This window comes from Streptomyces sp. NBC_00075 (genome assembly GCF_045041225.1).
Classification (GTDB): domain Bacteria; phylum Actinomycetota; class Actinomycetes; order Streptomycetales; family Streptomycetaceae; genus Streptomyces; species Streptomyces adonidis.
In genome coordinates this window covers 2,148,425-2,166,836 of the sequence record NZ_CP108243.1, presented here as the reverse complement: position 1 = coordinate 2,166,836, position 18,412 = coordinate 2,148,425, and the positions used below count along the sequence as shown (strand labels likewise).

The following is an 18,412-nucleotide window of genomic DNA, read 5'->3' as shown; positions in this document are numbered from 1 at the left end:
GAACCGTCTCCAACCCCGTTGTCGTACCCCGCCCCTAAGCTCCACGCCATGACATCCCAGAACCCCGTCTCCGCCGACGCAGACGGCGTCCACCCGCTGGTCGGCGAACTGCGCGGCCTGCTCGCCACCGCAACCCCCGCACGCGCGCGCAAGGCGATACGTGAACTGCTCACCGTTCACGACGACGGGGCCGCCCTCGACCTCGCCGCCCGGTTCGCGCCCACCGCCGCCTGCTCCGGAGACCTCCTGCTGCGTGAACTGCCCCGCGCCGCCGATCCGGACCGCTTCTGCGAACTGCTCCTCGCACCCGCTCTCGCCCGCGAGGGCCGCACCGAGTTACGGCTGCGCCGGATCACGTCGCTGCGCGGCCTGCGCCACCTGACCATGCTCCGCACACTCCACCTGGACCGGTGCAAGGAGGTCACCGACCTCGGCGACCTCGCCGCGCTCACCGGCCTGACCGACCTCGACCTCAACGGCTGCGCCGGGATATCCGACCTGACCCCGTTGAGCACCCTGACCGCGCTCACCCGGCTCAATCTGCACCGCTGCCGTCAGGTCACCGACATCCGCCCGCTGCTCACCCTGGGCGGTCTGCGCGAGCTGGACCTCAGCATGACCAAGGTGCGTGACGTCACCGGCCTGCCCGCGGCCCTTCCGGACCTGCGCACCCTCACCATGCGCGGCTGCCGTTCCTTCCGTGAGGCCGGGCAGCTCGCCGGACTGACCCGGCTGACCACGCTGGACCTCGGCTGGACCGGGCTGCGCGACCTCCGGGGCCTCACGACGTTGCCCGCCCTCATCGCACTCGACCTCAGCAGCTGCGCCTCGCTGACCACCCTGGAGGGCATTCGCGCGCTGACCGGTCTGGCGGGGCTGCGGATCACCGACTGCCGCAAACTGGCCACCCTCACCGGCCTGGGAGCCCACCCGGGCCTGACCGAACTGACGGTGGACGGCTGCTCCGCCCTGCGCGACGTACGCGGCCTGGGAGCCCTGACCGGCCTCACCCATGTCTGCGTCAAGGACTGCGAACAACTCACCACCCTCGAAGGGCTACAGGGCTCACCCATCACCCGGTTCCGCGCCGAGGGCTGCCCCGCCCTGGCCGACTTCTCCGCCCTGGAGCACGTCCCCGGGCTCCGTGAAATCGACGCGCTCGGGCTGGACGCGCTCACCGACCTCTCGCAGCTGCCCGTCATGACCCTGGTGGACCACATGCGGTTCATCGAGTGCCGGTCCCTGCGCACTTTGGACGGCATACGTGTCCACCCCGCGCTGCGGAAGCTGATGATCTGGCGCTGCCACGCCCTGAGGTCGGTGCACGGCATCGGGCATCTGCCTGCCCTGAGTGAACTGACCCTGTGGGAAGTGCCCCTGGTCACGACCCTGGGGGAGCGGGGCGGGCTGCCGGACACCGACCGGCTGACACTGAACGGCTTTCCGCTGCTGACCGACATCGACGCGCTCGCCGGATCGCACATCCCCCGGCTGGAGCTGATGGGCATGCCCCTGCTGCGGAGCCTGGCATCCCTGGAGGCGAAGCCCGAGCTGAAGAGGCTGCGACTGTTCGGCTGCCCCCAAGTGACGGATCTGCCCGCGCAGGTGACCCACCTGCGGGCGACCTCACTCCCCTGGCCCGACCTCTCCCCGCTGAAGCGGCTCACCGCCCTGACCACGCTGGACCTGGGGCACGGTTACCTGACCGACATCGGCGGGATCGGCGCCTTCCCGGAACTGGAGCGGCTCAGCCTCCTGGGCTGCGACCGGGTGGAGGACTGGACGCCCCTGCTGGAGATGCCCCGGCTGCGGGAGCTGCAACTGACGCAGGACCACGGATACGAGCGGCCGTTCACCCCCGTGCTCCAGCGACTGCTGGCGAACGGCGTGACCCGGGTCCCCTGGCACGTGAGCTGGTGAGAGGAGGGGCGCTTCGCCCGCCCGCTGGCTCGCTCGGCCTACGCGCTCACCGCGGCGCGCCTCGACAACGGCATCCGCACCGCCGCCTCCGCGTACCGGCGCAGCAGCAGCCGGGCCACCTCGGGCGCCGGTCCCAGGACGTCCGCGAGTACGTCCGCCCGCTCCGCGCCCCGCGCGATGCGGTCCGGGAGGAAACCGGGGGCGAGGACATAAGGCGCTACGGCGACGCGCTCGCAGCCCAGCTCCCGCAGCTCCCGTACCGCGTCCTCCGTGCGGGGGAGTGCGGCGGAGGCGAACGCAGGCCGCACGGCGCACCAACCGGTGTGCCGCCACTCCCGCGCGATTTCTGCGATCACTGCGATCGCCTCCGGGTCGGTGGACCCCGCCGAGGCCAGCACGACCCCGGTCGAGGACTTGTCGGCGGGCGTCAACCCCGCCTCGTACAGCCGCCGTTCGAGGGCGGACATCAGCAGTGGCGACGGGCCGAGCACCTGCGCCTGACGGATGCACAACCCGCGCGGTGCGTCCCGCAGGACCGCCGGGATGTCCGCCTTCGCGTGGAAGGCGCGGGTCAGGAGGAGGGGGAGGGCCACGACATCTCGTACGCCCTCCGCCGCCAGGGACTCCAACACCCCTTGTACGGACGGGATGTTGAAGTCCAGGAAGCCGGTCTCCACGCGCAGCCCGGGCCGCAGCGACCGTACCCGCCGTACGAGGGCGTGCACGGTCGCCGCGTGCCGCGGATCGCGGCTGCCGTGGGCGATGACGAGGAGGACCGGCTTGTCGTACATATGGGTCAGCTCTTCACCAGGAGGCCGCGGCTGCGGAGCACCCGCCGTTCCAGCGGGCTGAAGAACAGCAGGTCGACGGCGATACCGACGAACAGGATCAGGAAGATCGCCTCGAAGATCATCGGCATGGAGCTGGCGTTGCGGCCGTTCTCCAGGAGCGCGCCGAGACCGATGCCCAGGTCGGGCGAGGAGGCGATGATCTCCGCGGCCATCAGCGAGCGCCAGGAGAACGCCCAGCCCTGCTTCAGACCGGCCAGATAGCCCGGCAGCGAGGCCGGCAGGACGATGTGCCAGGCACCCTTCCAGCCGGTCGCGCCCATCGTGCGGCCCGCCCGCAGGAACAGCGGCGGCACCTGGTCGATGCCGGAGACCAGGCCGTTGGCGATGGACGGGACCGCGCCGAGCAGGATCACCGCGTACATCATCGAGTTGTTCAGGCCCAGCCACAGCACGGCGGGCGGCACCCACGCCACCGACGGCAGCGACTGGAGGCCCGACAGGACCGGTCCGATCGCCGCGCGGATGAACTTCACCCGGGCCACCACCAGACCCAGCGGGGTGCCGATCGCCAGGGCCAGCAGGAAGCCGAGCAGACCGCGCTCGACGCTGGTCCAGATGTAGCCGAGAAGCTTGCCCTCCAGCCAGGCGTCCTTGAACTCGGCCGCCACATCGCCGGGGGAGGGCAGCTTGGTCGGGTCGGTGACCACGTTGAAGGTGATCAGCGCCTGCCAGACCAGCAGTACCACGCCGGTCGCGATGAGCGGCGGGAGGATCTTGGCGCGGAAGGTCACCGAGAAGGGCGTGCGTGTGGTGGCCACGTTCTCCAGGGCGTCCAGACCGGCCTCCAGGCCGGCGGTCTGGTGGTTGCCGTCGGACCGGTCCTGACGCGTGTCCGTCAGGCCCGACTTGGTGTCACTGCTGGCCATGACGGCGGATCTCCCCACGCAGTTGTTCGGTGATCTCAATGGACAGTTCCGCCACGGGGGCGTCCTCGATACGGCGCGGCTGCGGGATCTCGACCGTCCACTCGCGCGCGATCCGGCCCGGCCGGGACGACAGCAGGACGACCCGCTGTGCGAGCCGCACCGCCTCCCGCACGTTGTGCGTGACGAACAGGACGGAGACGCCCGTCTCCGCCCAGATCCGGGTCAGCTCGTCGTGCAGCACGTCACGCGTGATCGCGTCGAGCGCCGCGAACGGCTCGTCCATCAGCAGCAGCCGGCTCTCCTGCGCCAGCGCCCGGGCCAGCGCGACCCGCTGGCGCATTCCGCCGGACAGCTCGTGCACCCGCTTGTCGTACGAGCCCTGAAGCCGGACGAGGGCGAGCAGCTCCTCGGCACGGCCACGCCGGTCGTTCTTCGGAACTCCCCCCAGTTTCAGGGCGAGTTCGATGTTCTTGCCCGCGGTCAGCCACGGGAACAGGGCGTGCTCCTGGAACATCAGGGCAGGACGCCCGTCGGTCCTGATGCTGCCCGCGCTCGGGCCGTCGAGACCCGCGACGAGGTTGAGCAGCGTGGACTTGCCACAGCCCGAGGCCCCCAGGAGGGTGACGAACTCACCCGGTGCGACATCGAGCGTGATGTCGTCGAGGACGAGCTGCTGCCCGGCGGGCCCGGCGAAGGACTTCGAGACATGCTCGATGCGGGCGGCGTACTCGACCGACTCGGCCGTTCCGGCCTTGGCGATAGCGGTGGCCATGGTCGTCACCTCCTGGGGACTTGAGGGATCGGTGCTTACTTGACGCCGAGACCGGCGTCGTCGACCGTGCTCTCACCCGCGGCCTTGAGGACCGTGTTCAGGGGCGTGAGATCGTAGATGCCCGTCAGCAGCGGGTCCTCCAGCAGACCGGCCTTCACCGCGTGCTCCGCCTCGGTGTTGAGGGTGGAGGCCAGCGGGTCGTTGGTGAACTGGATGGACTTCCACGCCGGGTCCAGGACCGCGGCCGGCAGCTCCTTGCCCGAGTCGATGCCCAGCTGCTTGTTCGCCGCGGTCTTCGCCGCGTCGGAGTTGGCGTTGATCCACTTGTTGGTCTCGACGGAGGCCTTCAGGACCGCCTCGACGGCCTTCGGGTGCTCCTTGAGGAACTTCTGCGACACGATGATGTTCGTGATCACGAACTTCTTGTCCGGCCACAGGTCCGCCTCGTCGAGCAGCACCTTCGCACCCTCGGCGACCAGCTTGGACGCGGTCGGCTCCGGCACCCAGGCGCCGTCGATGGAGCCGGACTTGTAGGCGTCCGGGGTGACCTTGTTGTCGGTGCGGACGACCGACACGTCGCCCTTGCCGCTCTCCGCGTCGACCTTCCAGCCCTGGTCGGCGATCCAGTTGAGGAACGCCACGTCCTGGGTGTTGCCCAGCTGCGGGGTGGCGATCTTCTTGCCCTTGACGTCCTTCAGGGTCTTGATCTTGTCCGGGTTGACGACGAGCTTCACACCGCCGGACGCCGACCCGCCGATGATGCGCAGGTTGGTGCCCTTGGACTTGGTGTAGCCGTTGATCGCCGGGGAGGGGCCGATCCAGCCGATGTCGATGGAGCCCGAGTTGAGGGCCTCGATCTCGGACGGGCCGGCGTTGAAGATCTGGTACTTGGCCTCGGTGGCGCCCAGCGCCTTCTGGAAGTACCCCTTGTTGACACCGACGAGTGCGGTCGCGTGCGTCAGGTTGCCGAAGTAGCCGATCTTGACGGAGTCGAGTCCGTCGATCTTCTCGGCCCCGGCGGCGACCTTCGCGTTGGTGTTCTCGTCCTTGGAGTCCGACCCGTACCCGCAGGCGGCGAGCGTCAGCAGCGGGAGAGCGGCGACCACGGCGACGCCGCGGCGGAGGAAGGATGAGCGGTTGACAGGCACGGGAGGTGTTCCTCTCGGAGGCCCGGCGGTCACGGTCTCTCAGGTCGTGGCCGGGAGGTCGGCAGGTCTTCGTCGATGTCGGGACGTCCGGTGGGGGGACAGGGCGCGCAAGCGGTGCGCGTACGTCAGCACGCACATCGCGCGACTCCGCCCTGCCCGCTGCCGAGGGCGCCGCTGCCGACGCGGCCGCCCTCCTTCGCGAACGTCGAGTAGTAATCGGTGGCGTTCATGTCAGAAGTCCCACCCGTCGTCCTCGGCCGCGTCCTTGACGGGCTCCGGGGACGCGAACGACTCGCCGACCATGCCGGCGGTGAGCGTGGTGCCGTCGTTCGGGTCGATCAGGATGAACGAGCCGGTGCGCCGCGAGTCGGCGTACGAGTCGACGGGCAGCGGCTCGGCGGTACGGATCTTCACCCGGCCGATGTCGTTGGCGACGAGCTGTCCCGGATGCGGGTGCAGGGACAGGTCGTCGAGCGTGAGTCGGGACGGGATGTCCTTGACGATCGCCTTGACCGTACGGGTGCCGTGCTTGAGGAGCACCCGGTGGCCGACCGTCAGCGGTGCGTCGGCGACATGGCAGACCGTCGCCTCGACGTCCTGCGTGGTCGGCGGCGCGTCCTTGCTGGGCACGATCAGGTCGCCGCGCGAGATGTCGATGTCGTCCTCCAGGAGGACGGTCACCGACTGTGTGGTCCACGCGATGTCGACCGGCTCGCCGAGCAGGTCGATCCCGGCGATCCTCGACGCGTGGCCGGACGGCAGGACCGTCACGGACTCGCCGACGCGGAAGGAACCGGCGGCGATCTGGCCCGCGTACCCCCGGTAGTCCGGGTGCTCGGCGGTCTGCGGCCGGATCACGTACTGCACGGGGAGACGGGCGTGGCAGTGGCTCAGGTCGTGGGCGACCGGGACCGACTCCAGGTGCTCCAGGAAGGTCGGCCCGCCGTACCAGTCCATGTTCGCGGACGGGTCCACCACGTTGTCGCCGGCCAGCGCCGAGATCGGGATCGCGGTGATCTCCGGGACGCCCAGCTCCAGCGCGTACGCCGTGAACTCCTCGGCGATCGCCGCGAAGACCGATTCCTGGTAGTCGACCAGGTCCATCTTGTTGACCGCGAGAACCACGTGCGGGACCCGCAGCAGCGCCGCGAGGGCCGCGTGCCGCCGCGTCTGCTCGACCACGCCGTTGCGGGCGTCGATCAGGATCACCGTCAGCTCGGCCGTGGAGGCACCCGTCACCATGTTGCGGGTGTACTGCACATGGCCGGGGGTGTCGGCGAGGATGAACCGGCGCTTCGGCGTGGCGAAGTAGCGGTAGGCCACGTCGATGGTGATGCCCTGCTCGCGCTCGGCCCGCAGACCGTCCGTCAGCAGCGCGAGGTCAGGGGCTTCCTGCCCCCGTGAAGCCGACGCGCGCTCCACGGCCTCCAACTGGTCCGTGAGGATCGACTTGGAGTCGTGCAGCAGCCGCCCCACGAGGGTGGACTTGCCGTCGTCGACGGAACCGGCGGTGGCGAACCGCAGGAGCGTGGTCTCGGTGAGTTCCGTGGTCGTGCTCATGGCTAGAAGTACCCCTCGCGCTTGCGGTCTTCCATCGCGGCCTCGGACATCTTGTCGTCGGCGCGGGTGGCACCCCGCTCGGTGAGCCGGGAGGCGGCGATCTCGGTGATGACGTCGGCCAGCGTCACCGCGTCGGAGTCGACGGCACCCGTGCAGGACATGTCGCCGACCGTGCGGTAGCGGACCTGCCGCTTCTCGACGGTCTCGTCGGCCTTCGGGCCGCCCCACTCGCCCGCCGTCAGCCACATCCCGGCCCGCTGGAACACCTCACGCTCGTGCGCGAAGTAGATGTCCGGCAGCTCGATGCCCTCACGGGCGATGTACTGCCAGACGTCCAGCTCGGTCCAGTTGGAGAGGGGGAACACGCGGACGTGCTCGCCGGGCGCGTGCCGCCCGTTGTAGAGGTTCCACAGCTCGGGGCGCTGGCGACGCGGGTCCCACTGCGAGAACTCGTCGCGCAGCGAGAAGACGCGCTCCTTGGCCCGGGCCTTCTCCTCGTCGCGCCGACCGCCGCCGAAGACCGCGTCGAACTTCTCGGCCTGGATCTTCTCGGTCAGCGGAAGCGTCTGGAGCGGGTTGCGGGTCCCGTCCGGACGCTCCTTCAGCACACCCCGGTCGATGTACTCCTGCACGGACGCGACATGCAGCCGCAGCCCGTGCCGCTCGACCGCACGGTCCCGGTACTCCAGCACCTCGGGGAAGTTGTGCCCGGTGTCCACATGCAGCAGCGAGAAGGGGATCGCCGCGGGGGCGAAGGCCTTCAGCGCCAGATGCAGCATGACGATGGAGTCCTTGCCGCCGGAGAAGAGAATCACCGGCCGCTCGAACTCACCCGCCACCTCACGGAAGATGTGCACGGCCTCGGACTCGAGGGCGTCCAGGTGGGAGAGGGTGTACGGGGCGCCCGTACCCTCCGCCGGCTTGGCAACGGTCGTCGTCATGCCAGTCCCCTCTCGGTGAGCAGCGCGTGGAGCACGGCCGCGGACTCCTGGACGGTCTGGTCCTGCGACTCGATCCGCAGATCGGGCGTCTCGGGCGCCTCGTACGGGTCGTCGACCCCGGTGAGCCCGGTCAGCTCGCCCGCGGCCTGCTTGGCGTACAGACCCTTCACATCGCGTACGGAGCACACCTCGACCGGGGTCGCCACATGCACCTCGATGTACGGGGCGCCGCTCTCCTGGTGCCGCTTGCGCACCGCCTCGCGGCTGTCCGCGTACGGCGCGATCACCGGGACCAGTGCCTTGACGCCGTTACGGGCGAGCAGCTCGGCGAGGAAGCCGATGCGCTGCACGTTCGTGTGCCGGTCCTCACGGCTGAAGCCGAGGCCCGCCGAGATGAACTCACGGATCTCGTCGCCGTCGAGCACCTCGACGAGGTGGCCCTCCTCGCGCAGCCGGCCGGCCAGCTCGTACGCGATGGTGGTCTTGCCGGCGCTCGGCAGACCCGTGAGCCATACGGTGGCTCCGGTCGTCACTGGTATCTCCTGGTCCTCGGGGTTCGCGGTCTGGGTCTGGGCTCGGGTCATCAGCCGTGCAGCCCGCACTCGGTCTTGCCGCGGCCCGCCCAGCGGCCGGCGCGCGCGTCCTCGCCCTCCAGCACCCGGCGGGTGCAGGGCGCGCAGCCGACGGACGCGTAGCCGTCCATCAGCAGCGGGTTGGTGAGTACGCCGTGTTCGGCGACGTACGCGTCCACGTCGTCCTGCGTCCAGCGGGCGATCGGGGAGACCTTGACCTTCTGCCGCTTCTCGTCCCAGCCGACGACCGGGGTGTTCGCCCGGGTCGGGGACTCGTCGCGGCGGAGGCCGGTCGCCCAGGCCGCGTACCCCTTGAGGCCCCGCTCCAGGGGCTCGACCTTGCGCAGCTTGCAGCACAGGTCGGGGTCGCGGTCGTGCAGCTTGGGGCCGTACTCGGCGTCCTGCTCGGCGACCGACTGGACCGGGGTGAGGGTGAGGACGCGGACGTCCATCACGGCCTCGACCGCGTCACGGGTGCCGATGGTCTCGGGGAAGTGGTAGCCGGTGTCGAGGAACACGACGTCGACGCCGGGCATCGCACGGGAGGCGAGGTGGGCGACCACCGCGTCCTCCATGGAGGAGGTCACGCAGAAGCGCTTGCCGAAGGTGGCGGTGGCCCACTGGAGGATCTCCAGCGCGGAGGCGTCCTCCAGGTCACGGCCCGCCTGCTCGGCGAGTGCCTTCAAGTCGTCGGTCGTACGCTCTTCCTGAACGGTGGTCATATCGCGTCCCCTCCCGTTTCCTTGGGCTGAAGTCCACGGGCCAGCAGCCCGAGGAACTTCAACTGGAAGGCTCGATTGCACGCTCCGCATTCCCAGGCGCCATGGCCCTGCTCGTTGGGACGCAGATCCTCGTCGCCGCAATAGGGGCAGTAGAAGGGGGCGGCGCGCTCGCTCATGACAGGGACTCCTCGGAGGCACGGGTCGCCCAGGCGGCGAAGCGCTCGCCGTCCTCGCGTTCCGCCTGGAAGTTCTTCAGCACGCGCTCGACGTAGTCGGGCAGTTCTTCCGAAGTCACCTTCAGACCACGGACCTTGCGGCCGAAGCCGGCCTCCAGACCGAGGGCACCGCCCAGGTGGACCTGGAAGCCCTCGACCTGCTCGCCCGCGTCGTTCAGGACCAACTGGCCCTTGAGACCGATGTCCGCGACCTGGATACGGGCGCAGGCGTTCGGGCAGCCGTTGATGTTGATGGTGACCGGCTCGTCGAACTCCGGGATACGGCGCTCCAGTTCGTCGATCAGGGAGGCGCCGCGCGCCTTCGTCTCGACGATCGCGAGCTTGCAGTACTCGATGCCGGTGCAGGCCATCGTGCCGCGTCGGAAGGGTGAGGGGTTGACGCGCAGGTCGAGTGCCTCCAGGCCCTCGACGAGCGAGTCGATCCGGTTCTCCTCCACATCGAGCACGATCATCTTCTGCTCGACGGTCGTCCGGACGCGGCCCGAGCCGTGCGCCTCGGCCAGTTCGGCGATCTTCGTGAGGATCGTGCCGTCCACGCGGCCAACGCGCGGGGCGAAACCGACGTAGAAGCGGCCGTCCTTCTGGCGGTGGACGCCGACGTGGTCGCGCCAGCGCTCGACGGGCTGGGCCGGGGCCGGGCCGTCGATCAACTTGCGCTTGAGGTAGTCGTCCTCCAGGACCTGGCGGAACTTCTCCACGCCCCAGTCGGCGACCAGGAACTTCAGCCGGGCGCGGGTGCGCAGCCGACGGTAGCCGTGGTCGCGGAAGATCGAGATGACGCCCTCGTAGACGTCCGGGACCTCGTCCAGCGGGACCCAGGCGCCCAGGCGCTGGCCGATCTTCGGGTTGGTGGAGAGACCGCCGCCGACCCAGACGTCGAAACCGGGGCCGTGCTCGGGGTGCTCCACACCGACGAACGCGATGTCGTTGATCTCGTGCGCCACGTCGAGCAGCGGCGAGCCGGAGATCGCCGACTTGAACTTGCGGGGCAGGTTCGAGAAGTCCTTGTTGCCGATGATCCGGCGCTGGATGACCTCGATGGCGGGTGTGCCGTCGATGATCTCGTCCTCGGCGATCCCGGCGACCGGCGAACCGAGGATGACGCGGGGCGTGTCACCGCAGGCCTCGGTGGTGGACAGACCGACCGCTTCGAGGCGCTCCCAGATCTCCGGGACGTCCTCGATACGGATCCAGTGGTACTGCACGTTCTGCCGGTCCGTGAGGTCGGCCGTGCCGCGTGCGAACTCCTGCGAGATCTCGCCGATCACCCGGAGCTGCTCCGTGGTGAGCCGGCCGCCGTCGATGCGGACGCGCAGCATGAAGTACTCGTCGTCCAGCTCCTCCGGCTCCAGGATCGCGGTCTTGCCGCCGTCGATCCCGGGCTTGCGCTGGGTGTAGAGCCCCCACCAGCGCATACGTCCGCGCAGGTCGTTGGGGTCGATGGAGTCGAAGCCGCGCTTGGAGTAGATCGTCTCAATGCGTGTCCGCACATTGAGACCGTCGTCGTCCTTCTTGAACTGCTCGTTGCCGTTGAGCGGGGTGAAGTGTCCCGCGGCCCACTGACCCTCACCACGGTGACGGCTCACCTTGCGGCGGGGCGCGGCGGCAGGGTTCTGCGGGGTGGCGGCCATGGTTCTACGTCCTCCGGGACAGGCGGGAAGAGGCTCTTACCTGCGCGTACGGGCGCATGGTCAGGCCCGCGCGGCTCTGCGCGGGCTTGAGGCATAGGAGAGCGGATCGGCGGTGCTGAGGGCTCTTCAGCTTGCCGGACAGATGGCGCTGGACATGCGGCCGAGGTCGACGTGCCGCCGACTCACCAAGGCAATCCCAGTTCCAGACATGACGGAAGCGTGTCACGGCAATCTGGACACAGTCCAGCATTGTCCGCCATGCGGACACCCTTGTCTCGTACGATGAGACGAGGTGTTGTCGGTCACATGGCGGGGGTGCGGCCGGTCGAACGGGTCGGTTCTGGTGGCGTCCGGCCAGGTCAGGCGGAGTACGCGCCCGGCCAGGGTCCGGGGGCGGTGACCTCCTTCTCCTCCTCGACCTTGGTGTCGAAGAGGGTGAAGCCGCGGCGCAGATAGTTGTCCATGGCGTGCTCCCCGTCCTTGCTGCATGTATGCAGCCAGACCCGCTTTGTCGGGGCGAGGCCGGGCCGGCGGTCGCCGAGGTCCCAGGCGCGGGCGGTGCCGTACGAGAGGAGGTGGCCGCCGATGCGGCGGCCTCGGAAGGCGGGGAGCAGGCCGAAGTAGGCGATCTCCACGATGCCGTCGTCCTGGGGTTCGAACTCCACGTAGCCCGCCGGGGTGCCGTGGTCGTAGGCGACCCAGGTCTCTACGCCGGGGCGTGCGAGGTACTCCTGCCAGCGGGCGTATGTCCAGGTCAGGCGGTCGGTCCAGTGGATGTCTCCGCCGACCGAGGCGTAGAGGTAGCGGCTGAACTCCGGGGAGGGGAGTTCGGCGCGGGTGATTCTGACGTCCCCGTCGGGGGCCTCGGCGGGGAGGAGGTCGGTCGGGGAGGTCTGTTCCAGGGACCAGGTGGTCACGGCGATGTTGCTCATGGCTGCCAGGGAATCATCCGGGTGGGTTGCCTGTCGATTGTCGTCCGCGGGCCCGGTGGGGGCTGGTCGCGCAGTTCCCCGCGCCCCTAAAAGCAGGGCGTCACCGTGCGCCCGAATTCATCAGCGCCGCCTTCCCCCACTTCACCAACCTCGCTCCGCCCGTGTGGGCGTTATTTCAGCGAGCCGGTGATCGACGACAGGGGTACGGCATACAGCACCCGTTCCGGGACAGCTGTGCCCTGCCAGCCGCTTCGTTGGTCCGCCGCCCGTTCTGTCAGGGACCAGACCTCGCCCGTGCCCTCCCAGTAGGAGAGGGACTCGGCGTGTTCGGCCCAGCAGCGGCGGGACTGGTCGTCGGTGCCGCAGCGGGCGGCCTTCGCGCCTTCGGCGTCGAGGCGCCACAGGGTGCCGTGGCGGTTCTTGGCGCTGGGGGCGTGGCCGATGTACCAGTCCGCCTTCTCGTCGCCCGCCGAGCGGTACGACAGGACACCCTGTATGCCGGTGGCCTTCGTCGAGTAGGCCTCCACCGCGTCCGCGCGGCCCAGCGCGTTGGTGGCGAGGAGGCCGGAGCGGTCGCCCGCGCCGCTGAACGAGTAGCGCCACAGGCGGCTGCGCTGATCGGCGCCGGACGGGAACCACTCGCTCGCGACCAGGCTGTCGGGCGTGGAGCTGCGGTCCAGGGAGAGGGAGCCGAAACAGGGGGTGCCCTCGTCGGACGACGGGTCGCACGTGCCACCGGTCAGGCTGTACGAGGCGACGGCGGGCATGACATAGCCGTAGCCGTGCGCCGACCAGCCGCCGGGCACCTTGCCGACCGCCGGGCTGTCGACCGAGGCGCGCTGGATGCGGTTCATGTCGTACACGTACAGGGAGTTGTGGTCGGAGTCCGTGGGCGAGGCCGTGACCAGCAGCTTGTCCTGGTACCAGACCATGCCGGAGATCGACGAGGACAGCTTGCGGTAGTCCGAGCCGTCCTTCGTCGGGACGACCAGCAGCACCCAGCGGTAGGTCATGCTGCTCAGGTCGTTCGCGTCCATGACGGCGACCCGTGCCAGGCCCTGGGAGACCGTGGGCTCGTCCGGTTTGGCGTCGTTGTGCGTCCAGCCGGAGAGGATCACGCGGTTGGCGCCCCAGCGGCCGTCCTCGTCCGCGTCGCCGGAGGTGGTGACGGACTGCGGCAGCCAGCGCTGGCTGGCCGAGTCGGCGTCGTCCCAGCAGTACGCGCGGGTGGCGGTCGGGGCGACGGGCAGCGCCTCGGTCTCGGTGGAGGCGCACTCGGCGGTGTTGCGCATCGTGCGGTTGGTGTGTTCCAGGACGGTGCTCACACCCACCGTGCCGCCCATGGAGGAGGCGAGCCGGTCGAGCGAACTCTTCGCCGTCAGATGCTCTTTGAGCTGGAAGTTCGCCAGCTCGGCAGCGGACGTCACGGACTTCAGGGGACCCGGGTTGTCGCTGCTCACGGCCTGGGAGGCGCTGACGATGGTGGCCGCGGCGGTGAGGGCGAGCGCGGTACCGGCGAGGACGCCGCGCAGCGCTCTGCCCCTCTTCTGCCTGCGGTGTCTGCCGCGATGTTTCATTACATCCTCCCGTGGCAGGCCAACTGCTGGTCACGGTCCGTGCGTTGAACCAGGACAGCAGTGTGGGGGGCCGTGGGAAGGATGGTACGTCAGGGGGCGCCAGGCCTGGTCGAATACCCCGGAATCCATGCGCTTGTGTTGTACACGGGGCCCGTTCGGGCCCTTTTTCGTACGCAGGTGTCACGCCCGGTCACTGTGCGTCGCCCTTCTCACCCCTCGGTCGCCGCTCCCCGGCCCCGGGCCACCGTCGGCGCCGTCGAGTGGGGCAGCAGATCGAGCGGGTCGTCCGGGAGGAGGACGGTCACCTCCGTCTCCTCGCTGAAGCGGTACGGGCGATGGTCGAGGAACGCCCCGAGATACCGCCGTATCCGGGACATCTCCGCGCGTACGGTCACCGTGCGGGCCGGGTCGCCGAACACGTCCTCCGCCAGGCCCGCCGCACTGCGGCCGGTGCGGTGCAGGGCCAGGAGGTAGAGCAACTCGGCGTGCCGGGGGCTCAGTTCATGGGTCCAGGAACCCGCCGGGCCCGACACCGCCACCGACCAGTGGCGCGGCCGGCCCAGGTCCAGGACGATCCGGGTGGCACCGCGCGGCTCTGGCTCGGCGGCGGCGCGGATCAGCCAGCCGCCGGACAGCGGCTCCACCGCGCACAGGCCCACCGACGGCAGCCAACACCGGCCCGGGGACAGCGACTTGGGCAGCGTGACGCGGTTCGTGTACGGCATGCCGGTGACCGCGGCCGTCCAGCCGTCCCGGTCCACCGCCAGGGCCCGCCCGGCGAGCCGCGCCAGCACCGGCGCCGCCACCGCCCGCAGCCGCTCCAGCGAGTGCTGGTGCCGCTCCCGCAGCCCCGCCTCGGCGAGCTTGGCGACCGAGTCGACCCAGGCGAGCGTCGCCGGATGCATGCTCTCCAGCGGCCCGCTCACATCCACCACGCCGATCAGCCGGCCGTCGCGCGGGTCGGTGATCGGCGCGCCCGTGCACGTCCAGGAGGCGTGCGACCGTACGAAGTGCTCGGAGGCGAAGACCTGTACGGCCCGCCGGGCGACCACCGGGGTGCCCACGCCGTTGGTGCCGACGACGTCCTCGGCCCAGTCGGCGCCGGGCTCGAAGCCGAACGAGTCGGCCTTGCGCAGCACCGGCGTACTGCCCTCGCGCCACAGCACGCGGCCCTCCTCGTCCGCGACGACCATGATGTGCTGGCTGGCGTCCGCGACCGACAACAGCCCCTGTCGCAGCACCGGGAGGACATGCCGTAACCGCGTGGTCTCGCGCCGCCGTTCCAACTCCTCGCGGCTCAGCAGTCCGGCCCGGAAGTCGTGGTCGGGGTCGACGCCGCTGCGCAGCATGCGGTCCCAGGACTGGTCGATCACCGGGCGTGGCGCGAGGCGCGGGCGCTGTCCGGTGAGGCGGGCCGCACGTACGTCGCTGAGCAGTCGCGCCGCCTGCGCCGCGTCACGCGCGGCGAGTTGTGTGACGTCCATCGGCGGGTTCGCCACTGGGTCCTCCCGTACAGGGGTGCCGACAACCGGTTGCCGGAGCCGTTCGGGGACGCTGCCCGGGCCCCGTATTGACTGGTTGTCTCATGGTGCCGTCCCGTGGCCCCGGAGCGACACACTCCGCACACAGATGCCAACAAGTTGCAACCCCCTGCAACCCTGGTGAACTGCCCTGCGGTGTCTGAAACTTGGGCGACGCCGCCCGCGCGGCGTCCGCGCTCCCGATCCATGCGGGCCAGCGAGCGGGGGTGGTGCCGTGTCGGCGCAGCACCACCTCCGCGGTGCGCTCCGCGGGTTGGGTGGGTTTTTTTGGGTGCGGGTCCGGTGGGGGCTTGTCGCGCAGTTCCCCGCGCCCCTGTCGGGTCGCGCTGGCGCGCTTCCCCGACATCGGTACAGGACTCTCGGTACAGCACTTGGGGTCAGATCAGGGGTCTTGCTCGGGTCACCACCTCTGCCAGGTTCAGGGTGTGGGGGAGGGTGCCGAAGGCGTTGCCCCAGTCGTTGCCCAGGCGGGAGGCGCAGAATGCGTCGGCTGTCTCCGGGGGTGCGAAGCGGACCAGTAGGGAGCCCTGGAGGACCAGGGCGATTCGCTCGACCAGGCGGCGGGCGCGGCCCTCGATGCCGTCCAGGTCGGCGAGTTCGGCCAGCAGGTTCTTGATGGCGCCGTCCAGGCGGTGGTCCGCGCCGCGTGCCTTGCCTACCTCCAGGAGGAACGCGTTGAGGGCGGCCGGCTCGCGCTGCATGGCCCGCAGGACGTCCAGCGCCTGGACGTTCCCGGCGCCCTCCCAGATCGAGTTGAGCGGTGACTCGCGCAGCAGCCGGGGCATGCCCGACTCCTCGACGTAGCCGTTGCCGCCCAGACACTCGGACGCCTCCGCCACCAGCGGGGTGCAGCGCTTGGTCACCCAGTACTTGGCGGCGGGCAACGCGAGCCGCAGGAAGGCCCGTTCCTGTTCTCCGCCGTCGTCGTAGGCGGCGGCCAGCCGCAGTGCGAGGGCCGTCGCCGCCTCCGACTCCAGGGCCAGGTCGGCCAGTACGTTGCGCATCAGCGGCTTGTCGATCAGCTTCCCGCCGAAGGCCTCGCGGTACGTGCAGTGGTGCACGGCCTGGGCGACCGCCTGCCGCATCAGCGCCGCCGCGCCGAGCACACAGTCGAGCCGGGTCGCCGAGACCATCTCGATGATGGTGCGCACCCCGCGTCCCTCGTCCCCTACCCGGCGCACCCACGTCCCGTCGAACTCGACCTCGGCGGAGGCGTTGGACCGGTTGCCCAGCTTGTCCTTGATCCGCTGGATCCGGAACTCGTTGCGCGTGCCGTCCGGCAGGACGCGGGGGAGGAGGAAGCAGGTCACTCCGCCGGGTGCCTGCGCCAGCACCAGGAACCCGTCCGACATGGGCGCCGAACAGAACCACTTGTGGCCGGTCAGCTCGTACGTCCCGTCCTCGGCGAGCGGCCTCGCGACCGTCGTGTTGGCCCGTACGTCGCTGCCGCCCTGCTTCTCCGTCATGCCCATCCCGAAGAGCACACCGGCCTTCCGGTCGGCCGGCCTGAGCCCCTCCTCGTAGACGGTGGACGTCAGCCGGGGCTCCCACTCGGCGGCGAGGGCCGGGTCGGTGCGCAGTGCGGGCACCGCCGCGTGGGTCATCGACAGCGGGCAGCCGTGGCCCGCCTCGGCCTGCGACCAGACCAGGAACCCGGCGGCCCGCCGCACATGCCCGCCCGGTCGGGTCCAGGCCGCCGTCAGCCCGGCGGAGACGCCCTTGCCGAGCAGGCGGTGCCAGGCCGGGTGGAACTCCACCTCGTCGATCCGGTTGCCGTACCGGTCGTGCGTGCGCAGCTTCGGGGGGTTCTCGTTGGCGAGCGCCCCCCATTCCTGCACCTGCGCGGATCCGGCGGACTTCCCGAGCGTGGAGAGTTCGTCCCGGGCCTCGTCCAGAAGCCCGGGGTCCAGATGCCGCTCGACGGCCGCCACCAGGGCCTTGTCGGCGGTGAACACGTCATATCCGACCAGGGGCGGCGCCTGGTTGGTCACGGTGTGGGTGCTGGCTGCCATAAAAGGAACCTACCCCCCGGTACGGTGTTGTTCACCGGTTCCCGGCGGCGCAGCACCCCGTGCCGTTCGTGCGATCCGTGCCGGTCAGGCCGGTCGGGAGAGTGCCGCCAGTTCGTCGGAGGCCAGGGAGGTCACGTCCTGGTCGGCCTGGAGGGACTCCAGCCAGCCGGGGTGGTACACGGTGTCGAGGTAGCGCTCGCCGAGGTCCGGGGCGATCGCCACCGCCGTGAGGTCACGTCCGTCGTGCCGGGCCAGCCACTGCCTGGCCCCGCTGATGACCGTGCCGGTGGACCCGCCGAACAGGAAGCCCCGGGCCGCCAGCTGCCGGCAGACCCGCACCGCGTCCGGTTCCTCGACGCGGATCACCTCGTCGATGTACGACTCGTCGAGCAGCTGCGGCCGTACGCTCGTGCCCAGGCCCGGGATCATCCGGGGTCCCGGCGGCCCCCCGAAGGTGACCGAGCCGACGGCGTCCACGGCGACGATCCGCACCCGCCGGTTCCACTGCCAGAACCAGCGCGCGCAGCCCATCAGCGTGCCGGTGGTGCCGGCGCCGACGAACAGGACGTCCAGGCCCGGGAACCGGCGGGCGATCGCCGGTGCCGTCGTTCGGTAGTGCGCCCGCCAGTTCCCGTCGTTGGCGTACTGGTTGAGCCATACGTACCGCTCGTCGGAGGCGCACAGCGCGCGGACGTAGCCGATCCTGGCGCCCAGGAAACCGCCGTGCAGATCGGGCCGGTCGATGACGTGCACCCGGCTGCCCAGCGCCTCCATCAGACGGATCGCCTGTGCGTTGCAGCGTGAGTCGGTCACGCACAGGAAGCCGTAGCCCCGACTGGCCGCGAGCACACTGAGCGCGACGCCCAGGTTGCCCGAGGAGGACTCCACGAGAACGGATCCCGGCCGCAGCCTGCCGTCCCGTTCGGCGGCCGCGACCATCTCGCAGGCGGCCTTCATCTTGATCGAACCGGCGAAGTTGAAGCCCTCGCACTTCAGGTAGAGGGGAAGCCCGACGGTGGCCCGCAGGTCGACGTACAGCTCGTCCTCGTTGAAGTCCGATGGTTGGGAAATGACTGGCATGTTGTCCCCCTGAGTGTGACGCGCCTGTCCTCGGCGCGCCTGATCTGTGGC

Annotated in this window: 17 protein-coding genes; 1 reads left to right on the top strand and 16 read right to left on the bottom strand. The window is 70.2% G+C overall.

The window, feature by feature from the left end; all coding sequences use genetic code 11:
- Positions 1-48: 48 nt before the first annotated feature.
- Entirely contained in the window at positions 49-1,920 is a 1,872-nt protein-coding gene (locus OG787_RS09290; protein WP_405534872.1) for a leucine-rich repeat domain-containing protein, read from the top strand.
- Positions 1,921-1,958: 38 nt separating this feature from the next.
- Here the strand turns inward: OG787_RS09290 and OG787_RS09285 are convergent, their stop codons facing one another.
- The 16 genes from OG787_RS09285 to sbnA all read right to left on the bottom strand — a co-directional run bounded on the left by OG787_RS09285 (position 1,959) and on the right by sbnA (position 18,361).
- Positions 1,959-2,711 carry a sirohydrochlorin chelatase gene (locus OG787_RS09285; RefSeq protein WP_405534871.1) on the bottom strand — a complete coding sequence of 251 codons (753 nt, stop codon included), beginning with the start codon at positions 2,709-2,711 and terminating at the stop codon, positions 1,959-1,961.
- A 5-nt stretch (positions 2,712-2,716) separates the two neighbouring features.
- On the bottom strand, positions 2,717-3,637 hold the full coding sequence (locus OG787_RS09280) for an ABC transporter permease (RefSeq protein ID WP_369036693.1): 921 nt from the start codon (positions 3,635-3,637) through the stop codon (positions 2,717-2,719).
- Positions 3,624-4,409, bottom strand: coding sequence for an ABC transporter ATP-binding protein (locus tag OG787_RS09275; protein ID WP_405534870.1), 786 nt, complete (start codon positions 4,407-4,409; stop codon positions 3,624-3,626). Before OG787_RS09275 ends, OG787_RS09280 begins: the two co-directional genes overlap by 14 nt.
- 35 nt (positions 4,410-4,444) lie before the next feature.
- Positions 4,445-5,557 (bottom strand): aliphatic sulfonate ABC transporter substrate-binding protein, encoded by a 1,113-nt coding sequence (locus tag OG787_RS09270; protein WP_405534869.1) that lies wholly within the window; start codon positions 5,555-5,557, stop codon positions 4,445-4,447.
- A gap of 231 nt (positions 5,558-5,788) precedes the next feature.
- Positions 5,789-7,117: a sulfate adenylyltransferase subunit 1 gene (locus OG787_RS09265; protein WP_369036696.1), complete on the bottom strand. Its 1,329-nt coding sequence runs from the start codon at positions 7,115-7,117 to the stop codon at positions 5,789-5,791.
- Positions 7,118-7,119: 2 nt separating this feature from the next.
- Positions 7,120-8,058 carry a sulfate adenylyltransferase subunit CysD gene (gene cysD, locus OG787_RS09260; protein WP_369036697.1) on the bottom strand — a complete coding sequence of 313 codons (939 nt, stop codon included), beginning with the start codon at positions 8,056-8,058 and terminating at the stop codon, positions 7,120-7,122.
- Positions 8,055-8,642 carry an adenylyl-sulfate kinase gene (cysC, locus tag OG787_RS09255; RefSeq protein ID WP_369036698.1) on the bottom strand — a complete coding sequence of 196 codons (588 nt, stop codon included), beginning with the start codon at positions 8,640-8,642 and terminating at the stop codon, positions 8,055-8,057. Before cysC ends, cysD begins: the two co-directional genes overlap by 4 nt.
- The gene (locus OG787_RS09250; RefSeq protein ID WP_405534868.1) at positions 8,642-9,352 is read right to left on the bottom strand and encodes a phosphoadenylyl-sulfate reductase; all 711 of its coding nucleotides are present in this window, start codon (positions 9,350-9,352) and stop codon (positions 8,642-8,644) included. The genes cysC and OG787_RS09250 overlap by 1 nt, the downstream gene beginning before the upstream one ends.
- Complete coding sequence (locus OG787_RS09245; protein WP_369036700.1) at positions 9,349-9,528, bottom strand: hypothetical protein; 180 nt, start codon at positions 9,526-9,528, stop codon at positions 9,349-9,351. The genes OG787_RS09250 and OG787_RS09245 overlap by 4 nt, the downstream gene beginning before the upstream one ends.
- Positions 9,525-11,219: a nitrite/sulfite reductase gene (locus tag OG787_RS09240; RefSeq protein ID WP_369036701.1), complete on the bottom strand. Its 1,695-nt coding sequence runs from the start codon at positions 11,217-11,219 to the stop codon at positions 9,525-9,527. The genes OG787_RS09245 and OG787_RS09240 overlap by 4 nt, the downstream gene beginning before the upstream one ends.
- A gap of 126 nt (positions 11,220-11,345) precedes the next feature.
- Positions 11,346-11,429 (bottom strand): putative leader peptide, encoded by an 84-nt coding sequence (locus tag OG787_RS09235; RefSeq protein ID WP_309486338.1) that lies wholly within the window; start codon positions 11,427-11,429, stop codon positions 11,346-11,348.
- Positions 11,430-11,578: 149 nt separating this feature from the next.
- A complete protein-coding gene (locus OG787_RS09230; protein WP_369036702.1) occupies positions 11,579-12,151 on the bottom strand; it encodes a GNAT family N-acetyltransferase in 573 nt (190 codons plus the stop codon).
- A 170-nt stretch (positions 12,152-12,321) separates the two neighbouring features.
- Positions 12,322-13,728: a hypothetical protein gene (locus OG787_RS09225; RefSeq protein WP_369036703.1), complete on the bottom strand. Its 1,407-nt coding sequence runs from the start codon at positions 13,726-13,728 to the stop codon at positions 12,322-12,324.
- Positions 13,729-13,937: 209 nt separating this feature from the next.
- The gene (locus OG787_RS09220) at positions 13,938-15,212 is read right to left on the bottom strand and encodes a GAF domain-containing protein (RefSeq protein ID WP_369036711.1); all 1,275 of its coding nucleotides are present in this window, start codon (positions 15,210-15,212) and stop codon (positions 13,938-13,940) included.
- 434 nt (positions 15,213-15,646) lie between these two features.
- Positions 15,647-17,281, bottom strand: a complete 1,635-nt coding sequence (locus tag OG787_RS09215) for an acyl-CoA dehydrogenase family protein (RefSeq protein ID WP_405534866.1) — start codon at positions 17,279-17,281, stop codon at positions 15,647-15,649.
- Between the two features lie 84 nt (positions 17,282-17,365).
- The gene (sbnA, locus tag OG787_RS09210; RefSeq protein WP_369036705.1) at positions 17,366-18,361 is read right to left on the bottom strand and encodes a 2,3-diaminopropionate biosynthesis protein SbnA; all 996 of its coding nucleotides are present in this window, start codon (positions 18,359-18,361) and stop codon (positions 17,366-17,368) included.
- Positions 18,362-18,412 lie beyond the last annotated feature (51 nt).